Origin of the sequence: Candidatus Sarcina troglodytae, assembly GCF_015708635.1 — a bacterium.
Classification (GTDB): Bacteria; Bacillota; Clostridia; order Clostridiales; family Clostridiaceae; genus Sarcina; species Sarcina ventriculi.
Map to the genome: position 1 here is coordinate 1,012,627 of NZ_CP051754.1, position 25,016 is coordinate 1,037,642.

Here is a 25,016-nt window from a genome sequence, read left to right on the forward strand (position 1 = left end):
ATGGAAGAAAATTTAAAATTAAAAGAAGAGCTAAAAAGTGAAATTAATAAGGAACTTTATGATGATTTAAAGAATATTACACAAGAGGTTGCAGGAAAAGTTAGAGAAGAAATAAGTTATGATAGTATAAAAAATCATGAAAAAGCCCAAATAAATGAGGAAGTTTTAACTATGGCTAATAATAATGAGATTAGCAAAGAATTAAATAATTCGGTTGATAAGCTTATAAAAGAAGATAGAAAGCTTAAAAAAATGTTTTTAATAGATTTAATCGGTTGTACTACTATGTGTGCTGCTACAATTTATCTTTTACATAAAAAAAGAAAATAAAAATTCAAAAAGAGGTAAGCTTTTATTACCTCTTTAGTTTATTTAAATTTATTCTTGTATAAAATACTCTTAAATGATAAATAAAATTAATACTAATTCTTAAAAAATAATTTAAAAACCAAAATACATAATCTTAGAAATAATAAAAAAACAGAAAAGTTATTAACTTTTCTGCTTTAAAAAAATTATTTTTTATAACGTTTAACGTTAAGATAAATAATAATTTTTATAAGTTATTGTTTACATGTTTTTCATTAAATTTTCTTCTAAATTAGATATTATATAATCTAATTTATTTTTATTGTTGCTAACCTTTGCTTCGTGAACAGAAAAAGCATGGATTAGGTTCTTTAATGAAATAGTTATTTGGAATACAACAATGTCCTTTATAGTTGGAAGTTTACTTTCCAGTCTATTTAAAATAGTTGGATCATTGTTTTCATCCATTTCAGCTTTTATTATAGCAACTATTAAATCTTCTAATTCTTTAGATTCTTTAGAGCATAAAGTAAATCCTTTAGTTATTTCTACTTCTTTAGCATCTAACTCATTATTTATTATTCTCATCATTTGAGCTTTTACTATTGTTACTATTTTTACATTTAATTTATTGTTGTTATATTTATCTAAATTGATTACTAAGTTTTTAACTTCTTCTGAATCTTTAGTTGTGGAATGACCAAAATCATATAGATTAAATTTAGTTATTATATTTTCTAAAATTTTAGTTGTGTATCCAATAGAATATTCTTCTTTAAATTTTCTTTGATTTTCTATTAATTTATTATCCATTTTTAGTCTCCTTTTTCCTATGTATTTATTTTATAAAATAAATATATTATCTTATATATTATTATTATAACTTACAATTGCCATTTAGTAATCAATAAATAGATAAAAAATTAAAAAATATTTAATTTTATAATCTTGAATTCAAAAAATCACCAAAAATTAATTAATATAGATTAGCTACTTTTTTATAATTAATTATATTTTTAAATCGTTTGAGAATTAGAGGTAAGTTGATTATCTTTTTGATGTTGTGTATAATCATTATTAATGATAAAAAAAGTTAAATGTGTATATTAAATTGTAAAACTGTTAATATATATATTTAACTTTTTTTAGATTTTAGAAGTAATAAATTTTTATATAGTTAAAATAAATTAACTGTTCATATGGAGGATAAATGAAAAATAAAAGTAGTATAAAAGTTATACCATTAGGTGGGCTTGGAGAAATTGGAAAAAATATTACAGCAATAGAATTTGAAGATGAAATAATAATCATAGACTGTGGAATGACATTTCCAGATTCAGAAATGTATGGGGTGGATGTTGTTATTCCGGATATAACATATTTGATAAATAATAAGGAAAAAGTAAAAGGATTTTTTATAACTCATGGACATGAAGACCATATAGGTGGTTTACCTTATGTTTTGCAAAAAATAAACGTACCTGTATATGCTACAAAGCTTACTATTGCTCTTATAAAGAGTAAACTTGAAGAACATAAAATTTTAGATATATGCAATTTAAATGTTGTAAAGTATGATGATGTAATAGAATTAGAGAAATTAAAGGTTGAATTTATTAAAACAAATCATAGTATTGCAGATAGTGCATCTATTGCTATTTATTCGCCAGCTGGAATTATAGTTCATACAGGAGATTTTAAAGTTGATTTAACTCCTATTGATAAAGATGTTATAAATTTAGCTAAATATGCACAACTTGGAAGACGAGGAGTTTTACTTCTTATGGCAGATAGTACAAATGCATTAAATAAAGGTTATACAATGTCAGAGAGTATTGTTGGTGAAACATTAAATAATTTGTTTTCAAAAGCAAGTGGTAGAATTATAGTTGCAACATTTGCGTCTAATATTCATAGATTACAACAAATTATAAATTCTTCAGTTAAATATGGAAGGAAAGTAGCTTTTAGTGGCAGAAGTATGGAAAAGATATCAGAGGTTGCTAAAGAACTTGGTTATTTAAATATTCCAGATGGACTTTTAATAAGTTTAGAGGATATAGGTTTATATAAAAGCAATCAAATAACTATAGTTACGACAGGAAGCCAAGGTGAACCAATGTCTGCATTAACTAGGATAGCTAATTCAAATCATAGACATATAACAATTGAAAAAGGAGACACTATTATAATTTCAGCAACCCCAATACCAGGAAATGAAAGGTCTGTATCAAAAGTTGTAGATGAACTTATAGAAAAAGGAGCTAATGTTATATATAAATCCATAGAAGATATTCATGTTTCTGGTCATGCGTGTCAAGAAGAATTAAAGCTTATACATTCTTTGTTAAAACCTAGGTATTTTGTTCCCGTTCATGGAGAAGATAAGCATTTAATAATGCATAGTAAAATCGCTGAAGAAATTGGAGTTAAGAAGGAAAATATATTTATTTTAGAAAATGGAAATGTTTTAACTTTAACAAGAAGATATTCAAGAGTTACAGAGAAGGTTCCATCAGGAAATGTTTTAATAGATGGTCTTGGTATTGGTGATGTTGGTAATATAGTAATAAAGGATAGAAAGCATTTGTCGCAAGATGGAATTGTTAATATAATTATTGTCATGGACAAAGAAAGCAAGCAAATTATATCAGGACCAGATGTTGTTACTAGAGGATTTGTTTATATTAGAGAATCTGGATGTATCTTAAATGATATAAAGAGAGTATCAGCTAAGACTATGGAAAAATGTATAAATCATAAAATATATCAATGGTCTCAAATAAAAAGTGAAATAAGAAATGAGGTTAATTCTTTAATATATAATAAAACAAAAAGAAATCCTATGATTATACCAATTATAATTGAAAGTTAAAAAGAAATCTATTAATAGATTTCTTTTTTATTAGAAGTGAATTTTGATTAATGAAAAATTAAATGTAAAAGCTATAAATATGAAAAAAAGAACTTTAGTTAAATAAAAAATATAGAACAATGTATTGTACTTAAAACCATAAAGGTTAATTATTCTATTTAAGATGTGAGAAATGTTATTAGTTTAAAAAAGTTCAAATTTAAAATAGTTTTTAAAGATAATTAGAGATAATTAAAGATAATATAAAAGAATTGAACATAATCATTATTGAATGAGAAATACAAATAAGCAATAGTATAAAATATGTAGTATTATTAATTAAATGGTAACTAATGAAAATAAACCATGTTATTCGAAAGTCAAGTTTAAGGGGTAAATATTAAATTTATTTACGATTAATAATTGAAATGGGGAATTGCATGAACAAAAACAAAATAATAGGTAATACACTTATATTTATAATTATAATGATTTATCTTGGCATTTTTAGAAGTGTATTTGGTGGAGCTAATAGCTTAGTTGGAATAACAGTAATAACAGCAGTTTTAATGTTAACTCAAAGAGATTTAACCGCAGAACCTATAAAAAATTTTCTTACATTGTTACTTGTAAATGTAATGACAGGGGTCTTTTCGTATATCGCAGTTAATAATCTTTGGATAGGCATACCTTTAAATTTAATAGCGTTATTTGTTATAGCATATACTTTTAGTTCCAATATAAAAGGTTTAGTAGTTATACCTTTTGGGCTTCAATATCTTTTTATGATTTCTGAACCGGTATACGGGATAGATTTTGAAAAAAGAATGATAGCTTTAGTCTTTGGTGCTTTTTTTGTTATGGCTATACAATTTGTAGTAAATAAGAAAAAGCTAGAAAAAACTTTTAATCCATCTATTATAAATATAATAGATTCTTTAATAGAAACAATAAGTTTACCAGAATATCTTTTAGAACCATCTCCTTATGTAATGGGTAGATTAATTGATACTTTAAGAGATGATGAAGATACAGGAAATGTTCTTTTTAAAAATATAGATAACTTAAAGAAAATAATTTATGACAAAAGAAAAAAGGGGTTTTATTTAAACAGAGGAACAAAAGAAGTTGTAGATATAGTTTGGATTTTAGAGAGAATATCATTAAATTTGCATAAAGACTGTATTTATAAAAATCAGGAATTTAATAAATATCTTAAAAGTTATTTATCAGAAATTAAATTTAGTATAGAAAATAAAAAATATAGTATAAATTATAAAGAATTTTATGGAAATTTAGATGAAGATATGTTAGAGGTAAAAAAGACTATTGATGATTTAGTTATAAATATAAACCAACTAATGAAAATAGAAAATATGAAAAAACATGATTTTCATATTAAAGTACCTAAACATTTTAATAAATTAGAAATAGCTAAAAAGGATTTTAAGATAGATTCATTAAGGGTGTCATATGCTTTAAGATTAGCTATTCTAGGTGCATTTACTCTCTTTTTAACTAAATTCTTCAATCTTACTGAAGGAAGATGGATGGTATATACTATTTTTGCATTGATTCAACCATATAAAGAGGTTACAATAAGGAAGTCTAAAGATAGGATACAAGGAACAATTATAGGTGTTTTATTAGTTATAGTAGTATTTATGATATTTAAAAATACACAAGTTAGAATGCTTAGTATTCTTTTTATGGGCTATTTAAATCCATATGCACAAAGATACAGAAATATGGTAATATGTATTACATTTTCAGCGGTAGCATCTCTAGCGATTACAGAAAATATTACTGTAATACTTGGAGGAGAAAGATTATTTTTTGTTGTAATTGGTGTAATTATAGCGTTAATAGGAAGTAAATATATAATTCCTTATAACATAGAAAATACAAATCAATATATAATAAAAAATTACAATAAATTAAGATTTCAATTGAAGAAAGATATTAATACTAGTCAAGTAGAGGATGGAATAAAACTATTATATGTATTACCTGCATTTTTTGAGGAGAAATTAGTGTCTTTAAACACTGGCGAAAAATTAAAGGAATTAAAAGAGTTTACCAAAAATCAAAGAATTATCATAAATAATTTATATGAAAAATATTATAACAAAATAAAAACAGTGGGATAAAATAAAGCAAGTAAATTACTTGCTTTATTTTTTAACAAAATTAAAATTATATTTTTAATTTTTTTTAAATAAAAATACTATTGTTACAAATGCTAGACATATAGTAAATATTTTAGTAATATAAAAAATAAGCTTAATTTTAATTAAATTTACGTTAGGAGAAAATATGGATCAACAACAAATTTTAGCTTTAATAATTTTTGGCATAACAATAATTGCTATAATATTAGATATTTTTGATACAACTGTTTTAGCTTTGTTAGGTGCCGCTGCTATGATATTTTTTAAAGTAATTCCTATTGATAATGTGATGGGATATGTGAGTTTTAATACTTTAGAAGTTTTAGTTGGAATGATGCTTATAGTTGTAGTTCTTAAAGAAACTGGGATATTTGAATTTATGGCTACTTTTACGGCTAAAGCGTGTAGAGGTAATACATTTAAAATACTTATTTGTTTAGGAATTATAACTGCAATATTTTCAGCTATTTTAGATAATGTAACAACAGTTTTACTTATGGGACCGGTAACTTTTTATGTAACTAAAAAATTAAAGGTAAATCCTATACCTTTTATTATGATAGAGATATTTTCATCTAATATAGGAGGGACAGCAACATTGATTGGAGATCCACCTAATATTATGATAGGAAGTGCATCAGGTCTAGATTTTTTAAGTTTCATACAAAATCAACTACCAATTGTAGTTATTATACTTATAGTGACAATGTTGCTTATATATTTAAATTACAAAAAAAAGCTTAATGTAAAAGAAGAAGATGTACAAGAAATTATGAAATTAAACCCTAAAGAGTTTATTACAGATAAACCACTTTTAATAAAGGGACTAATAATTCTAATTATAGTTATTTTAGGTTTTATATTCGAAAAACAATTAGGAATAGAATCAGGAATTATAGCAATTATTGGAGCCTGTATTTTGCTTATAGTATCAAAAAAGAAAATGAGTAAAGTTATAAATGATGTGGAATGGACAACTATACTATTTTTCTTTGGGCTTTTTATTTTAGTTGGAGGATTAGAGGAAACTGGAATAATAAAAATGTTAGCTAATTTTGTATTAACTTATGGACATGGAAATATTATTTTAATAATGTTAATGCTTTTATGGATATCAGCAATTGTATCAGCATTTTTAGATAATATACCTTTTGTAGCAACTATAATTCCATTAATAATAACTTTAGGTGATAGTGGAATTAATACTATTCCACTTTGGTGGGCAGTATCATTAGGTGCATGTCTTGGAGGAAATGGAAGTATTATAGGGGCTTCGGCTAATGTAATATTATCTAAAATTTCGGAGAAAAATGGTTATAAGATATCGTTTTTACAATATTTAAAGATTGGATTTCCTCTAATGATTATATCTATAGTTTTAAGTACAGCTTATCTTATGGTTAAATATTAATTTAATTTTAAATTAAAGAGCTATATTTTAATATTAGTTTTGTATAAGACAAAATTATTTTAAAATAATAGCTCTTTTTAATTATAAGAAATATTTAATTTAGAAAATTTAACTTTAATATATAATTAATGTATATATGAATGATTAATTATATAAATTGATGACTTAATTCGAAAGGAGACAATGACATGATTATAAAAACAAAGTGTGGAGAAATAGAGGGAGTTTTTGAGGAGAAACAATATGTGTTTAAGGGAATTCCATATGCAGAAAGTCCAGTTGGAAGTTTAAGATTTAAAAAGCCACAGCCTAAAAAACCATGGAATGGAGTTTTAAAGTGTAAAAGTTTTGGAACAATATGTGTACAAAATGTAGAGGATAATATGAAAAATTTAGTATCAGAAGATTCTCTAACGTTAAATATATGGACTAAATCTATAAAAGAACCTAATAAAGCTGTAGTTTTATGGGTTCATGGAGGAGGATTTACTAGAGGATCTGGCAGTCAATATAGTGGTGTAAATTTTGCAGATGATGATATAGTATTTGTTTCTTTAAATTATAGGCTTGGAGTATTTGTTATAGGCTTGGAGTATTTGGTTTTTTAGACTTAGAGGATGTATTAGGAGATGAGTATAAAAGTTCTGGAAATAATGGAATATTAGATATTATAGAAGCTTTAAAATGGATAAAAGAAAATATAGAATTTTTTGGTGGAGACAAAAATAATGTAACAGTTATGGGAGAGTCAGCAGGAGCTAAATGTATAGGAGCTCTTTTAATTAGTCCATTAGCAAAAGGTTTATTTAATAAGGCTATTTTAGAAAGTGGTGCTTTGCAAGCTATTAGAGATAAGACGACTTCAAAAGAAATTACTAAAAGATTTTTAAATAGCTTAAATATAAATAAAGACAACATACATAACTTATTGACTTTAGATTATAATCAAATTCTAAACGCTCAAAATAAAATATCTGATTCTGATATAGGGATGTTACAAGTGTTTGGACCTGTTATAGATGGAGAATGTATTTTATATAGTGGTTTAGAGTCAATTAACAAGGATGTTGGTTCATTAGTTCCTTGCATTATAGGAACTAATCTTAAAGAAAGTAATTTACAGTTAGCATTTAGCAAAGAGTTAAGAGATAAAGAGGAAAATTGTATAAAAGAGTTGTTTGGTAAAAATTATAAAAATATTTTAAAGTCATATAATAAAATTAAGAATGAACATGATGCTTGGCAAACTGTATTAACAGATTATTTATACAAGATACATAGTTATAGATTAGCTAGTAAGTTAGCTTCTTTAGGAAAAGATGTTTATTTGTATAGATTTGATTGGAGTGGGAATATAGGAGCTTGTCATGCACAAGAATTGCCATTTGTTTTTAAAGTAATTAAAGGTGAACCAATTGCTTTATTTAATTTAAAAGAAGAGGATATGCCACTTTCGGATACTATAAATGGATATTGGAAAAACTTTATAAAAATTGGTGATCCAAATAAGGATGGATTTCCTATCTGGGAAAAATTAAATGATTATAATAAATTAATAATCTTTAATAATAAAATAACTAATAAAATTTTAGAAAAAAATTGGGATGATAAGCTATGCGAAAATCAAGTTTTTAGTCTTTAAAATTAACAATATATTCCAGAAAAGACTTATATAAAGATATTTATATATATTTAAAAGCAACTATATATAGTTTATAATATTAATATAAATTAGTTTAAGGAGGTTTTTTGATGGAAAAATTAAATATATTAGGAACTGGCTTTGCAATGGCAACTAAATGCTATAATACATGTTTTACAATATCAGATGAGCAAGAATATTTTTTAGTTGATGCAGGTGGTGGAAATACCATACTAACTAATTTGGAGAAATCTAATATACCAATAAGTAAAATACATAATATGTTTATATCCCATACACATAATGATCATATTTTAGGTAGTGTTTGGATTATAAGGGCAGTAGCTCAAGGAATATTAAATAATAAATATGAAGGAAATTTTAATATTTATGGTCATAAAGATGTAATAGAAGCTATAAAAACAATTAGTTTTTTAACTCTTCAAAGTAAATTTACAAAAATGTTTGAAGAGAGAATATTATTTCATCAAGTTACAGATGGATATAAAACTAATATATTAGATAGAGAAATGGTGTTTTTTGATATACACAGCACAAAGCTTCTTCAATATGGATTTAAAATGAATCTTTTAAATAAAAAGACATTAACTTTTTTAGGGGATGAACCTTGCAAAGAAGAGATTAAAAAATATTGTTATAAGGTTGATTATTTATTTCATGAAGCGTTTTGTCTTTATGAGGATAGAGAAATATTTAAGCCTTATGAAAAACATCATGCTACTGCAAAAGATGCCTGTAAAAATGCTAAAGAACTAGATGTTAAAAATGTAATATTATATCATACTGAAGATAAATCTTTAGAAACAAGAAAAGAAGCCTATATTAAAGAGGGACAAGAAGTTTTTAATGGAAACATATATGTTCCTGATGATTTAGACATTATAAGCTTATAGTATGGTAAAAGCAGATCTTTTAAGCAATTATCAGATTTGCTTTTTTATTTATTTAAGTATAATATATTAAATTGTTTGAGAATAGAAATTAATATATGGATTGATAGGAGAAATAGATTATGCAACTTTGGTTAATTTATGCTCTTTTAGGGGCTTTTACAGCAAGCATGACTACGATATTTACAAAGATAGGTGTTAGCAATTTAAGTCCTAGTTTAGCAGCTACTATAAAAGGAATAATAATGGCTATATTTTTAATAGGAGTATCTTTTATGCGTCAAGATTTTACAGTTGGAAATGCCAGTATTTTTGATTATAAAAAAGATTTGTTATTCTTAGTCCTTACAGGAATTTGTGGAGCCTTATCATGGGTATTTATGAATATGGCATTAAAATATGGAAATGTTACACAAGTAGCACCAATTGATAAAATGTCGGTTGTTATGTCAGTTGTTATAGCAATGCTTTTATTTAAAGAAACTTTATCTATAAAAGGAATTTTAGGAGTTATTTTGATAGCATTAGGTGGAATACTTGTTGCTTTAAATTAAAAAAATATCTCATCAATTTTTGATGAGATATTTTTTATATGAGATTATAACTTTTTAATATATACAAAATAGAATCTTCTTTGGGTAAAAATATTGTATTGTTATTGAATGTTATAGATATGAAATCTTTAAATATATTAATATTATTTTTTTTAAAATCTTTTGATAGATTAAATGTAATTTTAATACAAGAATTTTGGATTTGAAGGTATTTAGACGTATCATTTAAAATTATGTTATATCCATCTTTAAAAAAATCATTAACCAATAAATTTTGTGATAGTATTTGCATATAGTTTAAACGCTTAAAAAAATTTTTTATAATTATATAGATTAAGATTATAGAAAGTATTAGAGAAATTTTAAATAAAGAATTACTTTTATTGCATAAAAAAATCAATGTAGGTGTAATTGATAGAAAATTAATTATGAAAAATAGAAAAAAAATCAGTAGGGAAAAGTTAATGATAATAATTTTATTTTTTCGATTATTTATTTTTTGTAGAAATTTATTATTATAATTGCAAATAGATTGTCTTTTTACGTCGAATTTATAGAGCATTTTAAATCTCCTTTATTAAAATTTGTTTCTTAAAATTTTCTTGTAATTTTATCCCTAGAGTTCTTTTAATAACTTTATCATTGCATTTTATAACACAAAGCAATTTTTTATTGCTAGTAAAAATTATATATTCGTCATATAAGAAAATAGTATCAATATCACTAAAATTAATTAATAATTCTAATTTATTATTTACTATTTTTATATCTTTATTTAATAAATAAAATTTATTTTCACCAATAAATAAATTTAGTTTTTCAATTTCATGTAATATTAAATGAGAATTATTTATTTTATTTAAATATGTAAAAATAAAAAAAGATAAAATAAAAATAATAAATGCTTTGAAAAATAATTCTATAAAAACAGCTAAATTTAATACTGCAGTATTAAAATATAGAATTTGATGAATTTCTATAAAAAATAAGTGAATTTTAAAAAGCAATAACAGGAAAAAAAGTAGCGATATATATAATGAAGTTTTTATAATTAAAGCTTTATTTAGTTTATCATTAAGCGAACCTTTATAATAACTACTTTTTAATATATATTTTTTTAATTTTGTCATATCATTAAAATCTAAGAAATTATTATACTCAAACATTTGTCAATTAACCGTCATAAATTAGCATTAGAAAATATTTTATAAATAAAATTAAAAAACGGTTTCCTCCATTTCTTAAGTCTTCTAAAGTAATTTTATCTAATATAAGCATTAATTTCAAGAATAATATAAAAATTAAAATATAAATTATAAAATGCTAAAAAATAAAGATACTGTATAATTAAATACAATATCCTTATTTTTAATTATAAATTTTTTAATTGTACTAGTGCACAATCCTCTAAATACAAAATGTTATTTTCAATACAATATTGTTCAAGTTGTAAGCTTCTAGCTCCTGGTTGAGCTAGAAGGTATTTTATATTTTCATTTTTGTATTGTTTTAAAATATCTAATCCTTTTGTTACATTTACACAAAAATCTATGGCTGTAATTTCTTTTGGAATATTTGAAAGGTTTTTAAATTTACAATCTTTATCATATGGATTTATAGAAATTATATTATAACCCAACCTTTTAAACTCATTATATATTTTATTTGCATATTTTTCCGGATTAGATGTATCACCAATAATAACCCAATTTTTTTCTTGTCTTAACACATCTGTAATATTCATAAACTATCTCCTATTCTTATATTCTTTTTCATTTAAAGTATATATTTTGTATGTTTATTAAAAATAACATTTATCTGAATATTTTATTGTTAAATATAAAATTTAATAAAATATTAAAAAATTACTATAAAGAAATTAATTTTAAAATGTTATAATATTTATATTAGATTATAGTATTATAAATAAAAAGTGAAAATATACATAATAAGCTTAAAGATATATAAATTTAAAAAAAGTGATAATGGGGATGAGATAAAATATGGAAGATATACAGAGGATAAAAGAAAAAATAAATATAATAAAGGATAATATTACTTTTATTATAGATAATGATTTTCAGTATTATTTTTTTATTGGTCAGCTTGCTTATTTTATAGAATATGAATCGAAAGTTGATATAGAAGCCTGTTTAGAATCTGTTGAGAAATATGAAGATAAAAATAGTAATAAAATTTTAAAGGAATACATGATAAATAGATTCTCTATATATTTTTATGGATTTAATAAAAATTATGATATTTTTAGAAGGATTTTTTCTGCTATATTAACATATGAACCTAAAAAGCTAATAAAAGAAATGCTAGATTGGTTTTATTTAGGGGTATATTATCAAAATATAATTTTAGATTCTGAGAGCGTAGAAGATATTGAATTAAAAAGAACATTAAATGCAAATAAAATAAGGTATTTAAAGGTTATAGATAAATTAAAAGAAATAGACAAAATGAGCGTATAAAGCGTATAAATTTAAAATATTAGATGAAAAACTGTCTTTAATTATTAAAGATAGTTTTTTATTTGTAGATATATATAAGGCATTTTATATATTAAAAATTTTAATAAGAGATGATAAAAATATAATAAAATATAATATATAATATAAAATGAAGGATATAATAAAAGCATATAAAATGAAGCGTTTTAGGTATCATTATATTATTTTAAAATAAATTAAGTATTTAGGAGGAAGTGCTGTACATAAAGTTTCACAGCAAATATTTATGAAAAGATATAAAGGTGAAATAATTTTATTATTAACTTCTATAATGTGGGGAGGAGGATTTATAGCGACTGAATTTTCTTTAGGTTCCATGACACCACTTCAAGTTATGACGATTAGATTTTTAATAGCTACTATTATTTTATGTTCGGTATTTTTTAATCAATTAAAACAAATAAGTAAATCTACATTAAAAAAAGGAACTTTAGCTGGATTTTTTTTGTTTGTAGGATTTGTATTTCAAACTGTAGGACTTAAGTATACAACTGTTTCAAATAATGCGTTTTTATCGGCCATTGCAGTTATATTTGTGCCAATTATAGGGATATTTTTAGGGAGAAAAATTGATAGATATGGAATAATTGGAACAATTCTTACTGTTATTGGTATTGCGTTTTTAACAATAAATGGTGGTTTAGCTTCGATAAATATTGGAGATGTATTAACTATTTTAGGTGCTATGTTTTATGCTATTCAAATACTTTTAGTAGATATGTTTGCAAAGGAAGAAGATGTTACAGTTTTTACAATAGTACAGATTACTATGTGTTTTTTATTTTCCCTAATAACAATGCTTATACGAGGAGATTTATCTTTTAATATAACATTTAATAGTGGGGGTGGGGTTATTTATTTAGCTGTATTTAGTACTGCTATAGGACTTTTTCTTCAGGTTTTAGGACAAAAGAGCACTACTGAAACGAGAGCTGCTATTATAATGTCAACAGAATCTGTTTTTGGAACTATATTTGCTATAATATTGCTAAATCAAGCTTTAACAATTAAAGTTATAATAGGATGTGTAATTATTTTTATAGCAATTATTATTTCGGAAGTAAAGCCATTTGCAAAGAAACAAAAAAACAAAAGAGGATAATGTATCCTCTTTTATTTTATTCCTTTATGTTTTTTATTTGTATTGACGCAATAAATAGACCAAAATAGAAATGCAAGTAAAAATGATGAAAATAAAAGTATACAATGTGTTTTCAAGGATATTCACATCCGTAAATAAAGTATAATTTATATTATGATAAAATGATAAAAAAGGACATTAAATTTTTTATGAGGATAGCTTATATTAAAAATAAGGTTTATAATTAATTATTATGAAACAATGTGTTATTTAGAATGAAACTATTTATTTTATGAATAATAAATTAAAAATTACGGAAAAATGGAAGGGATTTTTATGAAAACAAGATTATTATTAATAAGACATGGAGAAACTAATTGGAATAAAATGGGGAGATTTCAAGGAACAATAGATATAGAGTTAACAGAAGAGGGGAAAAACCAAGCTATTCTTTTAAGTAAAAGACTTAAAAATAAATTTGATTACATATATACAAGCCCTTTAAAAAGGGCAAGAGAAACCGCAGAAATTTTAACTGACTCTTCTAATAAGGATTTAAACATAGTGGAAAATATGAAAGAGATTAATTTTGGAAGTTGGGAAGGGCTTACCATAAAAGAGATACGTGAAAAATATAATGATGAATTTAATAAGTGGAAGATAGATGCACAAGAAGGAAAGATAGTTGGGGGAGAATTTAGTTTAAAGAATGCTTCAATTAGAGGTACTAAGTGCATATTAGATATAGTTAACAAACATAGAGGACAAACTATAGCTGTTGTTGCTCATGGAGGAATAATAAAAGCTAGTTTAATTGGGCTATTTGATTGGGATATGACAATGTACCATAAAACTGTTTTAGGTAATACATCTATTACTGAAATAATTTTTACAGATGATTTAAAACCAGTTTTAATGAAATTAAATGATACAACTCATCTAAAATCTTTAAAAAATGATATAAAATATGTTTAATTTTAAAAGATACTCCTTTTTAGGAATAAAAATATTTCATAATTAAAGTAAATGTGGACAAAATATTTTTATGCATATAAAGGTATTTTACTAAAAGTAAATAGCTTAATGTGTAAAATTTTTAAAAGGAGTAATAGGAATGAAGGATAAAAAAAATAAAAAAACGTCAACAAATAATCAATGGTCAAGTTGTAAAGCAAGTGCATCTTCACAATGTAAGAAAAATCATGATGAAAAATAATAATATTTGAGAAAGTGATTAGTATTATGAAAGTAGTAAAGGGTAAAAAAATTCAAGATAATAATAATTTGACTAAGAAAAATGCTCAATCTAAGCAAAACCCAAATGAAAAGAAATAACAAATAATTAAAAATCTCTACGATATAAATTTATCGTAGAGATTTTTAATTATTTGTTATATTTTTCTCTTCTTCTTTTATGACGAATTTTTCCGATATCTTTTCCAAGAAAAAATGAACCTATTAAAACTATAATAAATCCAATGATTATAAAGATTATTTCATATGTACTATCAGTTAAAGTTAAAGCTAAAAATATAATTCCTATTATAATTAGTAATAAACCTTTAAAGATGGGCTTTTTAAACAATGTAATATTCCTCCTTTATAAAAAGTGTATATTTAATTTTAACATAAAATACTATCTTATAAAAATAACATGTCAATCTGTAAGTATTTAAAATATATATTACATAAAAAAATAGCTTAATAAAACACGAACTATACGATGAAAAAGATATGATTTAATTTGACTTTTTATATATAAAATGTTATTATATAAACAAAATACGAATTATTTTTTTAAATTATCAAAAATAATTCGTAAATAATCTTATAGATGTTTTCTGGAGGAAGTTTATGGTTAACGTATTTTATGTTGAAAAAAAAGAAGGCTTTAACGTAGAAGCTAAAAATTTATTGATAGATTTTAAAGAAAATTTATCAATAACATCTTTAGAAAATGTTAGAGTAATAAATAAGTATATAGTTGTTTCGGATAAAGAATTAGATGTTTTAGGTATGTCTAATATACTTCATGAAGAAACAGTAGATTATATAAATAATGATTTTAACTTAGCAGAAGATGAAATAGCTTTTGGAGTAGAGTTTTTACCAGGTCAATATGATCAAAGGGCAGAATCGGCTAGAGAATGTTATTCTATTTTAAATGATAATCATGTAAATGTTAAATGTGCAAAAATAATAATCTTAAAGGGGAAACTTTCTGTTCAAAATGTAATGGCTATTAAGAAGTATTACATAAATCCAGTAGATTCTAGAGAAGTTAATCCAAAAAGTTTAGATGTTAACCTAAATTTTAGTTCACCAGATAAAGTTGATATAATAAATAATTTTATAAATATGTCAGAAGAAGATTTAAAGAATTTTCATAAATCTTTTAAACTTGCAATGACGGTAGAAGATCTTTTAGTAATTAAAGATTATTTTAAAAATGAAGAGAGAAATCCAAGTGTCACTGAAATAAAGGTAATTGATACTTATTGGTCAGATCATTGTAGACATACGACGTTTGAAACAAATATTACAAAAATTGATATAGAAGATGGAATTTTCAACAATTCATTAAAAGAAACATTTAAACTTTACGAAGGTTCTAGAGAGTTTGTTTATGAAGGACAAGATAGAGCAATTACTTTAATGGATATTGCAGTAATTTCTATGAAAGAGATGAGAAAAAGAGGAGCATTAGACGATTTAGATTTATCTGATGAAATAAATGCCTGTTCTATAAATGTAAAAATAGATACTGATGATGGATTTAAAGATTATCTTTTGATGTTTAAAAATGAAACTCATAATCATCCAACTGAAATAGAACCTTTTGGTGGAGCTGCAACTTGCTTAGGTGGAGCAATAAGAGATCCGTTATCTGGTAGGACATATGTATATCAAGCCATGAGAGTTACAGGAAGTGCTGATCCTACAATTTCAATTGAGGATACTTTAAAGGGAAAACTTCCACAAAGAAAAATAACTTTAGGGGCAGCTCATGGTTATAGTTCTTATGGAAATCAAATAGGTCTTGCAACTGGAGAGGTTAGAGAAATCTATCATCCAGGATATGTTGCAAAAAGAATGGAAATTGGAGCAGTTTTAGGTGCTGCACCTAAGGAAAATGTAGTTAGAGAAGTTCCGTGTGTTGGAGATGTAATAATCTTACTTGGTGGAAAAACAGGTAGAGATGGTTGTGGTGGTGCAACAGGTTCATCAAAAGAACATACAGAAGAATCAATAGAAAATTGCGGAGCAGAGGTTCAAAAAGGAAATCCACCAACAGAAAGAAAAATTCAAAGATTATTTAGAAATAAAGAAGTTTCAACCCTTATAAAAAGATGTAATGATTTTGGAGCAGGTGGAGTATCTGTTGCAATTGGAGAACTTTGCGACTCCTTAGATATAAATTTAGATTTGGTTCCTAAAAAATATGAAGGCTTAGATGGAACAGAACTTGCAATATCAGAATCCCAAGAAAGAATGGCAGTTGTTGTTAAAGAAGATGATGCTAAACATTTTATTGAATTAGCAAATGCTGAAAATTTAGAAGCTACAATAGTTGCAAAAGTAACTGATACAGGATATATGAGAATGTACTGGCAAGGAAATAAAATAGTAGATTTAAAGAGAACATTTTTAAATACTAATGGTGCTAAACAATATTCAAAGGTTTTAGTAAAAGCACCAAAAGAAAATGAGAATTTTTTTGAAAATCATAGAAAGAATATGATTAAAAAATCATTGAAAGAAAGCTTTGAAAGTGCTTTAAGAAATTTAAATATAACTAGTCAAAAAGGGTTAGTTGAGAGCTTTGATTCAACTATAGGAAGTAATACAGTTCTTATGCCTTTTGGTGGTAAATACCAGTTAACACCAGCTGAAGGTATGGCTTGTAAAACACCAGTATTAAATGGTGTATCAAAAACTGCAAGTTTAATGACAAATGGCTTTAATCCATATTTAGCTTCTTGGAGTCCATATCATGGTGCATACTATAGCGTAATAGAATCAGTTACTAAAATAGTTGCTATGGGTGGAAAGATAGATGATATTAGATTAACCCTTCAAGAGTATTTTGAAAAATTATATAAAAATCCAGAAAGATGGGGTAAGCCGTTTAGTGCATTGCTTGGGGCATATAGAGCGCAAAAGGATTTAAATATTCCAGCAATTGGTGGAAAAGATTCAATGTCTGGAAGTTTTGGAGAATTAGATGTACCGCCAAGTTTAGTATCTTTTGCAGTGACAACAACTAAGGCTTCTAATGTAATTTCACCAGAATTTAAAAATGTAAATTCTAGAATAGTTCTTGTTAAAGCAAGAAGAAATGATGAGGAAATTATTGATATAGAAGAATTTAAAAACAATATGAAAGTTGTATCAAAACTTATAGAGGAAGGACAAGTTATAAGTGCTTTTGCAGTAAGATTTGGTGGAGTATTTGAAGCTATAAGTAAAATGGCTTTTGGAAATATGATAGGTGCTAAGATATATAACCTAACTAAAGAAGAGTTATTTGATGCTAGTTATGGATCTTTGGTTTTAGAAGTTAAGGAAAATATAGATTTAGAAGATGCATTTGAAAAAGCAAATTATTTAGAGATAGGTATAACAAAAGATACAAAATCTTTAGAAATCATGAATGAAGTCTTTGAACTTGAAAGTCTTTTACTTTCATTTAAAGATGGCTTATCTAAAGTGTTTAAAGAAAAAACTAAAGATTTAAATGAAAGTGTAGAAACTAAATTATTTAACTATGAGTCTAAGATTTCGCCAAAAATAAAGATTACAAAACCTAAAGTTATAATACCAACATTCCCTGGAACTAATTGTGAATATGATAGTGCAAGGGCGTTTAATGATGCTGGTGCTAAAACTAAAATAGAAGTGTTTAGAAATTTAAATAATGCAATGTTAAATGAATCTATAATAAATCTTGAGAAAGAAATAAGAAGTAGTCAAATAATAATGATTCCAGGTGGATTCTCAGCTGGAGATGAACCAGATGGATCTGGTAAATTTATAGCTACAGTATTTAGAAATGAAAGAATTAAGGATGCTGTAATGGATCTTTTAAATAATAGGGATGGATTAATACTTGGAATTTGCAATGGCTTCCAAGCACTTATAAAACTGGGGCTTGTTCCTTTTGGTGAAATTAGAGATATAACAGAGGATATGCCAACTTTAACTTATAACAATATAGGAAGACACATGAGTTCTATAGTTAGAACTAAAATAACATCAAATCTTTCTCCATGGTTTAGTGAAGTAAATGTTGGGGATATACAAAATGTTGCAATTTCTCATGGAGAAGGTAGATTTGTAGCTTCTCAAGAAGTTATAAAATCACTGTTTAAGAATGGACAAATAGCTACTCAGTATGTTGATTTTGAAGGAAATGCATCAATGAATATGCCATATAATCCAAATGGTTCAATGATGGCAATAGAAGGTATAACAAGCTTAGATGGAAGAATTTTAGGTAAAATGGGTCACTCAGAAAGAATTGGTGAAAATCTTTATAAAAACATTCCAGGAAATTTTGATCAAAAAATATTTGAGTCTGGTGTTAAATACTTTAAATAAATTTTAACGTTTATATTAGTTTATAAGAAAGAGGGTTAAAAATGAAAGTTGCTATATTTTTTGGAAGTAAATCAGATACTGAAATAATGAAAGGAGCAGCTAGTGCTTTAAAAGAATTTGATATAGATTTTAAAGCTTACGTTTTATCAGCACACAGGGTTCCTGAAAGGCTTTCAGAAGTTTTAAAAGAAGTTTGTGAAAATGGATGTGAAGTAATAATAGCGGGAGCAGGTCTTGCAGCACATCTACCAGGAGTAATCGCATCGCAAGTAACAATACCAGTTGTTGGTGTTCCATGTAATGGAGCAATAGGAGGAATAGATGCACTATATTCAATAGTTCAAATGCCAAAATCAGTTCCAGTTGCAACTGTTGGAATAAATAATAGCTATAATGCTGGTATGCTTGCTGTGGAAATTCTTTCTATAAAGTATCCCCAAATTAAAGAAAAGCTTATAAAATACAGAGAAGATATGAAGAAAAAATTTATACAAGAAAATGATGAATTTATTTTTAATTAATAAAGAAGAATGAGAATTAAAGGTATATAATAAGGAGTGTATAAGATATGAAAAAAGAAATGTTATATGAAGGAAAAGCAAAAAAAATATATGCAACAGATAAAGAAAATGAGGTTATAGTTTATTATAAAGATGATGCAACAGCATTTAATGGAGAAAAAAAAGGTTCAATAGAAGATAAAGGACAGTTTAATAACGATATAACATCAATAATATTTAAAATGTTAGAGGAAAATGGAATTAAAACTCACTTTATTGAAAAATTAAACGATAGAGAGCAACTTTGCAAAAAGGTTTCTATAGTTCCACTTGAAGTAATAGTTAGAAATGTAGCAGCTGGAAGTATGGCAAAAAGATTAGGAATAGAAGAAGGAACTCCTCTTAAGACTACAGTATTTGAAATATCTTATAAAAATGATGAATTAGGAGATCCGTTAATAAATGATTATCATGCAGTAGCAATTGGAGCTACAACTTTTGAAGAACTTCAAGAAATTTATGCAATGACAGATAAAATAAATGAATTATTAAAGAAATTCTTTGCAAGTGTTAATATAAATCTTATAGATTTTAAAATAGAATTCGGTAAAACAGATGATGGAAAAATAGTTTTAGCAGATGAAATATCACCAGATACTTGCAGATTCTGGGACGCAACAACTAATGAAAAACTAGATAAAGATAGATTTAGAAGAGATTTAGGAAATGTTAGAGGGGCTTATCAAGAGATATTAAGTAGAATGAGCTCAAGATAAAATTTTAAAAAACAAAATGGGTATTGAAATTTAGAGGAAATTAGATAAAAATTTAGATTGTAGAGGTAGATAAGGTTATGTATGATGCTATAAATGACAAGCTTAAAGAGGAATGTGGAGTGTTTGGTATTTATTCAAAGGATAAAACATTAGATGTTGCAAGTTACACATATTATGGACTTTATGCTCTTCAACATAGAGGACAAGAAAGTGCAGGTATTACGGTTTCTAATGGGTTTATAATGGAAACTCACAAAAATCTTGGTTTATTAACAGAGGCTTTTTGCAAAGATGATTTAAATAAATTAAAAGAGAGTCTTAGAGTATCTCATGAAGAATTAGAAAAACAAGATACAGAAGTATTAGGAAATATAAGTATAGGTCATGTTAGATATTCCACAACAGGTTCAACTAAAATCGAAAATTGTCAGCCGTTAGTTAGTAGATCAAAGCTTGGTTCAATAGCCATAGCCCATAACGGAAATTTAGTAAATGCTGATATTATAAGAGAACTTTTAGAAGATTCAGGATCTGTATTTCATACTACGATAGATTCAGAAGTTATAATAAATTTAATAGCTAGAAATGCTAAAAAAGGCATTAAAACTGCAGTATTTAATGCAACTCAGGCTATAAGAGGTTCTTTTGCTTTGGTTATAATGGCGGAAGGAAAACTAATTGGAATTAGAGATCCACACGGTATAAGACCACTTTGTTTAGGACACATTGATGGAAATTATATTTTAGCTTCGGAAAGCTGTGCATTAGACACAATAGGGGCTGAATTTATACGTGATATAGAGCCAGGTGAAATAGTTGTAATAGATGAAAATGGAATAGACAGCATTAAATATTCTGAAAAAACACAATGTGAAACCTGTTCCTTTGAGTATATTTATTTTGCAAGACCAGATAGTGTAATGGATGGAATAAATGTTCATGAATTTAGAGTAAAATCTGGAGAAATGCTTTATAAACAAAGTCCGGTTGAAGCCGATATTGTGGTTGGAGTTCCAGATTCAGGTCTTGCTTGTGCAATAGGTTATTCAAATGTTTCAGGAATACCTTTTGATCCAGGATTTGTTAAAAATAGATATGTAGGTAGAACATTTATAACGCCTAATCAAGAAATGAGAGAAAGAGCAGTATCTGTTAAGTTAAATCCTTTAAAAGCAAATGTTAAGGGAAAAAGAGTTATTTTAATTGACGATTCAATAGTTCGTGGAACTACATCAAAGCATTTAGTTGAATCATTAAGACGAGCTGGAGCTAAAGAAGTACATTTTAGAGTAGCTTCGCCAGCTGTTAAAAATCCATGTTACTTTGGAATAGATACATCTTATAGGAGTGAACTTATTGGAGCTAATAATTCGCAAGAAGATATAAGAGAAATGATTGGGGCAGATTCTTTAGATTATTTATCTATGGAGAATTTACTTAAAGCTTTGGGGGAAGATAAAGGGTTTTGTCTAGGTTGCTTCAATGGAGTATATCCAGTGTCAACACCAATTGAAACAGACAAAAATCACTTAGAAAGGTAGGAAAAAATTATGGCTATAACTTATAAAGACGCAGGAGTTAATATAGAGGAAGGATATAGATCAGTTGAACTTATTAAGGAATATGCAAAGAGGACTTTAAATAGTTATGTGCTTGGAGGTATAGGAAGCTTTGGTTCTATGATTGAAATACCAGAAGGGTATAAAAAACCAGTTTTAGTTTCAGGAACAGATGGAGTTGGAACAAAACTTGAAATAGCGTTTAAGACAAAAAAGTATGACACAGTAGGCATTGACTGCGTGGCAATGTGTGTTAATGATATATTATGTCATGGTGCAAAGCCATTATTTTTCTTAGATTATATAGCTTGTGGGAAATTAGAAGCTAATGTATCTTCGGATTTAGTTAAGGGTGTTTCAGATGGGTGTTTAGAATCTAATTGTGCCTTAGTTGGTGGAGAAACTGCTGAAATGCCAGGGTTTTATAAGGATGGAGAGTATGATATAGCAGGATTTGCTCTTGGGATTGTTGATAAGGAAAATATTATAGATGGAAGCAAAGTTGAAGATGGAAATATACTTATAGGACTTAAATCTTCAGGAATACATTCAAATGGATATTCTTTAGTGAGAAAAATATTTACTGATTTAGAGGAAGATTTTTATGGAGATGCCGTTTGGAAAACACTTTTAACACCAACTAGAATATATGTAAAGCCAATTTTATCTCTTATGAAGGATGTTGATATAAAAGCTATGGCACATATAACAGGTGGTGGATTTATAGAGAATATACCAAGAATGTTTGGTGGAAGAAGTTTTACGGCAGTAATTGATAAATCTTCTTATGAAATTCCAAATATATTTAAGAGAATAATGGAAAAAGGTGTAGAAGAAGATCATATGTATAATACTTTTAATATGGGGATAGGATTTGTTATTGCAGTATCTAAAGAGGACGCACAAAAAACTATGGAAAAATTAAAATCCTTAGGAGAAGAACCAGTATTATTAGGACATGTAATATCTGGAGGTGAAGGAGTTTGTTTAAAATAGCAGTTCTTATATCAGGTGGTGGAAGCAATTTATTATCTATAATAAATCAAATAGAAGAAGGAAATATAAATGCAAAAATACATTGTGTTATAAGTGATAGGGAGTCGGCTAAAGGATTATTAAAAGCAAAGGAAAAAGGTATTGATACATTTGTTATAAGTAAAAAAAAGTATGGAACTAAAACATCTGAAAAAATATTAGAACTTTTAAGGGAAAAGGTGGATTTAATAGTTCTTGCAGGATATCTTTCAATATTAGATGGAGAAATATTAAAGGAGTTTAAAAATAAAATAATAAATATTCATCCATCATTAATACCTAGTTTTTCAGGGAATGGTATGTATGGTATAAAGGTTCATGAGGCTGCAATTAAGAAGGGTGTTAAGTTTTCTGGGTGTACAGTACACTTTGTAAATGAAGAGGTTGATGGTGGGGCCATTATAAATCAGGCTTTAGTACCTGTGTATTTTGAGGATACTGCGAAAACTTTACAAGAGAGGATTTTGATAGAGGAACATAAGATACTTCCTGAAGTTATAAAAGCATTTAGTTTAAATAAGATAAAATTAGAAAATGGAAAGGTGAAGATTTTGCTATGATAAAAAGAGCTTTAATAAGTGTTTATGATAAAAGTGGAATATTAGAACTTGTTAAATTTTTAAGAAAGAATAATGTTGAAATAATATCAACTGGTGGAACATTTAAATATCTTAAAGAAAACAATATTGAAGTTACAGAAATAAGTGAAATTACAGGTTCATGTGAGATGTTAGATGGAAGAGTTAAAACGCTTCATCCAATTATTCATGGTGGAATTTTAGCTATGAGAGATAACAAAGAACATATGGAGACTTTAAGAGAGAGAAACATAGAAACTATTGATATGGTGGTTGTTAATCTTTATCCATTTTTTGAAAAAGTTAAAGAGGATTTATCTTTTGAAGAAAAAGTTGAATTTATAGATATAGGTGGGCCAACAATGTTAAGGGCTGCGGCTAAAAATTTTAAGGATGTTGTGGTTTTAAGCAATGTTTTAGATTATAAAAGGGTTATAAATGAAATAGAGGAAAATCAAGATGTTTCATTAAAAACAAGAAAAGTTTTAGCAGGAAAAGTATTTAATCTTATGAGTGCTTATGATGCAGCCATATCAAACTTTTTATTACAAGAGGAAGAAGAATATCCAGAATATTTATCAGTATCTTATAAAAAATTACAATCTTTAAGATATGGTGAAAATCCACATCAAAGTGCTGTTTATTATGGTTCTTGTGAAACTAAAGGTGCTATGAATAGCTTTAAAGTTTTAAATGGCAAAGAATTATCTTATAATAACATAAAAGATGTTGACATAGCTTGGAAAGTTGCTTGTGAGTTTGATGATGAAATAGCATGTTGTGCATTAAAACATAATACTCCTTGTGGAGTAGCCATAGGTGATACTGTTTTAGACGCATATAAGAAAGCTTATGAATGTGATAGTGTATCAATTTTTGGTGGAATAGTTGCAGTAAATAGAACAATTGACGAAGATACTGCTAAGGAAATGAGCAAAATATTCTTAGAAGTTATAATTGCGCCCAATTATACTGAAGAAGCTTTAGAAATTTTAAAATCTAAAAAGAATTTGAGGGTTTTAGAATGCAAAGTTAAGCCATCAAATAAAAATTATATGGTGTCAGTAGATGGAGGAATATTAGTTCAAGAAGAGGATAAAAAATTAATTGATGAATTAAATGTTGTAACTAAGAAGAAACCGACAGATGACGAAATAAAAGATATGTTGTTTGCTATGAAAGTTGTAAAATATGTAAAATCAAATGCTATAGTTGTTGCAAAGGATAATATGGCAATTGGAATAGGCGGTGGACAAGTTAATAGAATATGGGCAGCTTGTGAAGCGCTAGAGAGAGGAAAAGGAGCAACAGTTTTAGCATCAGATGCATTTTTCCCATTTAGAGATGTTGTAGAAGAATGTGCTAAATATAATATAAAGGCAATAATTCAACCAGGTGGTTCTATTCGTGATGATGAGTCAATACAAGAGTGTGACAAGCATAATATAGGAATGGTTATGACTGGAATTAGACATTTTAAGCACTAAAACAAGAAATATTAATTTAAAAATTTAA

Annotated in this window: 22 protein-coding genes; 18 read left to right on the plus strand and 4 right to left on the minus strand. The window is 26.0% G+C overall.

Annotated features, from left to right (window positions below):
• Positions 1–330: a hypothetical protein gene (locus tag HH195_RS04465; RefSeq protein ID WP_196371726.1), complete on the plus strand. Its 330-nt coding sequence runs from the start codon at positions 1–3 to the stop codon at positions 328–330.
• A 240-nt stretch (positions 331–570) separates the two neighbouring features.
• Here the strand turns inward: HH195_RS04465 and HH195_RS04470 are convergent, their stop codons facing one another.
• Positions 571–1,122 carry a hypothetical protein gene (locus HH195_RS04470; protein ID WP_055257655.1) on the minus strand — a complete coding sequence of 184 codons (552 nt, stop codon included), beginning with the start codon at positions 1,120–1,122 and terminating at the stop codon, positions 571–573.
• Between the two features lie 397 nt (positions 1,123–1,519).
• Between HH195_RS04470 and HH195_RS04475 the strand changes: the two genes are divergently transcribed.
• The 7 genes from HH195_RS04475 (at position 1,520) to HH195_RS04505 (ending at position 9,852) form a co-directional block, all read left to right on the plus strand.
• Positions 1,520–3,184 (plus strand): ribonuclease J, encoded by a 1,665-nt coding sequence (locus HH195_RS04475; protein WP_055257654.1) that lies wholly within the window; start codon positions 1,520–1,522, stop codon positions 3,182–3,184.
• A 419-nt stretch (positions 3,185–3,603) separates the two neighbouring features.
• A complete protein-coding gene (locus tag HH195_RS04480; protein ID WP_196371727.1) occupies positions 3,604–5,313 on the plus strand; it encodes an FUSC family protein in 1,710 nt (569 codons plus the stop codon).
• Positions 5,314–5,479: 166 nt separating this feature from the next.
• On the plus strand, positions 5,480–6,745 hold the full coding sequence (locus tag HH195_RS04485; RefSeq protein WP_196371728.1) for an ArsB/NhaD family transporter: 1,266 nt from the start codon (positions 5,480–5,482) through the stop codon (positions 6,743–6,745).
• A 188-nt stretch (positions 6,746–6,933) separates the two neighbouring features.
• Positions 6,934–7,353, plus strand: coding sequence for a carboxylesterase family protein (locus tag HH195_RS12640; RefSeq protein ID WP_196371729.1), 420 nt, complete (start codon positions 6,934–6,936; stop codon positions 7,351–7,353).
• Positions 7,320–8,387, plus strand: coding sequence for a carboxylesterase family protein (locus HH195_RS04495; RefSeq protein ID WP_196371899.1), 1,068 nt, complete (start codon positions 7,320–7,322; stop codon positions 8,385–8,387). Before HH195_RS12640 ends, HH195_RS04495 begins: the two co-directional genes overlap by 34 nt.
• Positions 8,388–8,497: 110 nt before the next feature.
• On the plus strand, positions 8,498–9,301 hold the full coding sequence (locus HH195_RS04500; protein WP_195924619.1) for an MBL fold metallo-hydrolase: 804 nt from the start codon (positions 8,498–8,500) through the stop codon (positions 9,299–9,301).
• 119 nt (positions 9,302–9,420) lie between these two features.
• Positions 9,421–9,852, plus strand: a complete 432-nt coding sequence (locus HH195_RS04505; protein ID WP_055257638.1) for an EamA family transporter — start codon at positions 9,421–9,423, stop codon at positions 9,850–9,852.
• A gap of 563 nt (positions 9,853–10,415) precedes the next feature.
• On the opposite strand, the gene HH195_RS04510 is transcribed toward HH195_RS04505, so the two are convergent.
• A complete protein-coding gene (locus tag HH195_RS04510; RefSeq protein ID WP_196371730.1) occupies positions 10,416–11,018 on the minus strand; it encodes a hypothetical protein in 603 nt (200 codons plus the stop codon).
• A 206-nt stretch (positions 11,019–11,224) separates the two neighbouring features.
• Positions 11,225–11,596: a CoA-binding protein gene (locus tag HH195_RS04515; RefSeq protein ID WP_196371731.1), complete on the minus strand. Its 372-nt coding sequence runs from the start codon at positions 11,594–11,596 to the stop codon at positions 11,225–11,227.
• A 259-nt stretch (positions 11,597–11,855) separates the two neighbouring features.
• On the opposite strand from HH195_RS04515, the gene HH195_RS04520 reads away from it, so the two are divergent.
• The 3 genes from HH195_RS04520 to HH195_RS04530 all read left to right on the plus strand — a co-directional run bounded on the left by HH195_RS04520 (position 11,856) and on the right by HH195_RS04530 (position 14,427).
• The gene (locus HH195_RS04520; protein ID WP_196371732.1) at positions 11,856–12,332 is read left to right on the plus strand and encodes a hypothetical protein; all 477 of its coding nucleotides are present in this window, start codon (positions 11,856–11,858) and stop codon (positions 12,330–12,332) included.
• Positions 12,333–12,597: 265 nt separating this feature from the next.
• Positions 12,598–13,473 (plus strand): DMT family transporter, encoded by an 876-nt coding sequence (locus tag HH195_RS04525; RefSeq protein ID WP_196371733.1) that lies wholly within the window; start codon positions 12,598–12,600, stop codon positions 13,471–13,473.
• Positions 13,474–13,788: 315 nt separating this feature from the next.
• Positions 13,789–14,427, plus strand: coding sequence for a histidine phosphatase family protein (locus HH195_RS04530; protein WP_055257625.1), 639 nt, complete (start codon positions 13,789–13,791; stop codon positions 14,425–14,427).
• 409 nt (positions 14,428–14,836) lie between these two features.
• Here HH195_RS04530 and HH195_RS04535 read toward each other — a convergent pair whose 3' ends face one another.
• The gene (locus HH195_RS04535) at positions 14,837–15,037 is read right to left on the minus strand and encodes a hypothetical protein (RefSeq protein WP_055257623.1); all 201 of its coding nucleotides are present in this window, start codon (positions 15,035–15,037) and stop codon (positions 14,837–14,839) included.
• Positions 15,038–15,306: 269 nt separating this feature from the next.
• Here HH195_RS04535 and HH195_RS04540 point away from each other — a divergent pair, with 269 nt between their 5' ends.
• The 7 genes from HH195_RS04540 (at position 15,307) to purH (ending at position 24,988) form a co-directional block, all read left to right on the plus strand.
• Positions 15,307–19,053 carry a phosphoribosylformylglycinamidine synthase gene (locus HH195_RS04540; RefSeq protein WP_196371734.1) on the plus strand — a complete coding sequence of 1,249 codons (3,747 nt, stop codon included), beginning with the start codon at positions 15,307–15,309 and terminating at the stop codon, positions 19,051–19,053.
• Between the two features lie 41 nt (positions 19,054–19,094).
• Complete coding sequence (purE, locus tag HH195_RS04545) at positions 19,095–19,574, plus strand: 5-(carboxyamino)imidazole ribonucleotide mutase (protein WP_196371735.1); 480 nt, start codon at positions 19,095–19,097, stop codon at positions 19,572–19,574.
• Positions 19,575–19,621: 47 nt separating this feature from the next.
• A complete protein-coding gene (gene purC / locus HH195_RS04550) occupies positions 19,622–20,329 on the plus strand; it encodes a phosphoribosylaminoimidazolesuccinocarboxamide synthase (protein WP_055257617.1) in 708 nt (235 codons plus the stop codon).
• Between the two features lie 77 nt (positions 20,330–20,406).
• Positions 20,407–21,870: an amidophosphoribosyltransferase gene (gene purF, locus HH195_RS04555; RefSeq protein WP_082663295.1), complete on the plus strand. Its 1,464-nt coding sequence runs from the start codon at positions 20,407–20,409 to the stop codon at positions 21,868–21,870.
• 9 nt (positions 21,871–21,879) lie between these two features.
• Positions 21,880–22,884, plus strand: a complete 1,005-nt coding sequence (purM, locus tag HH195_RS04560) for a phosphoribosylformylglycinamidine cyclo-ligase (protein ID WP_196371736.1) — start codon at positions 21,880–21,882, stop codon at positions 22,882–22,884.
• A complete protein-coding gene (purN, locus tag HH195_RS04565) occupies positions 22,872–23,483 on the plus strand; it encodes a phosphoribosylglycinamide formyltransferase (RefSeq protein WP_055257611.1) in 612 nt (203 codons plus the stop codon). The genes purM and purN overlap by 13 nt, the downstream gene beginning before the upstream one ends.
• Positions 23,480–24,988, plus strand: a complete 1,509-nt coding sequence (gene purH, locus HH195_RS04570; RefSeq protein WP_196371737.1) for a bifunctional phosphoribosylaminoimidazolecarboxamide formyltransferase/IMP cyclohydrolase — start codon at positions 23,480–23,482, stop codon at positions 24,986–24,988. Before purN ends, purH begins: the two co-directional genes overlap by 4 nt.
• Positions 24,989–25,016: the final 28 nt, after the last annotated feature.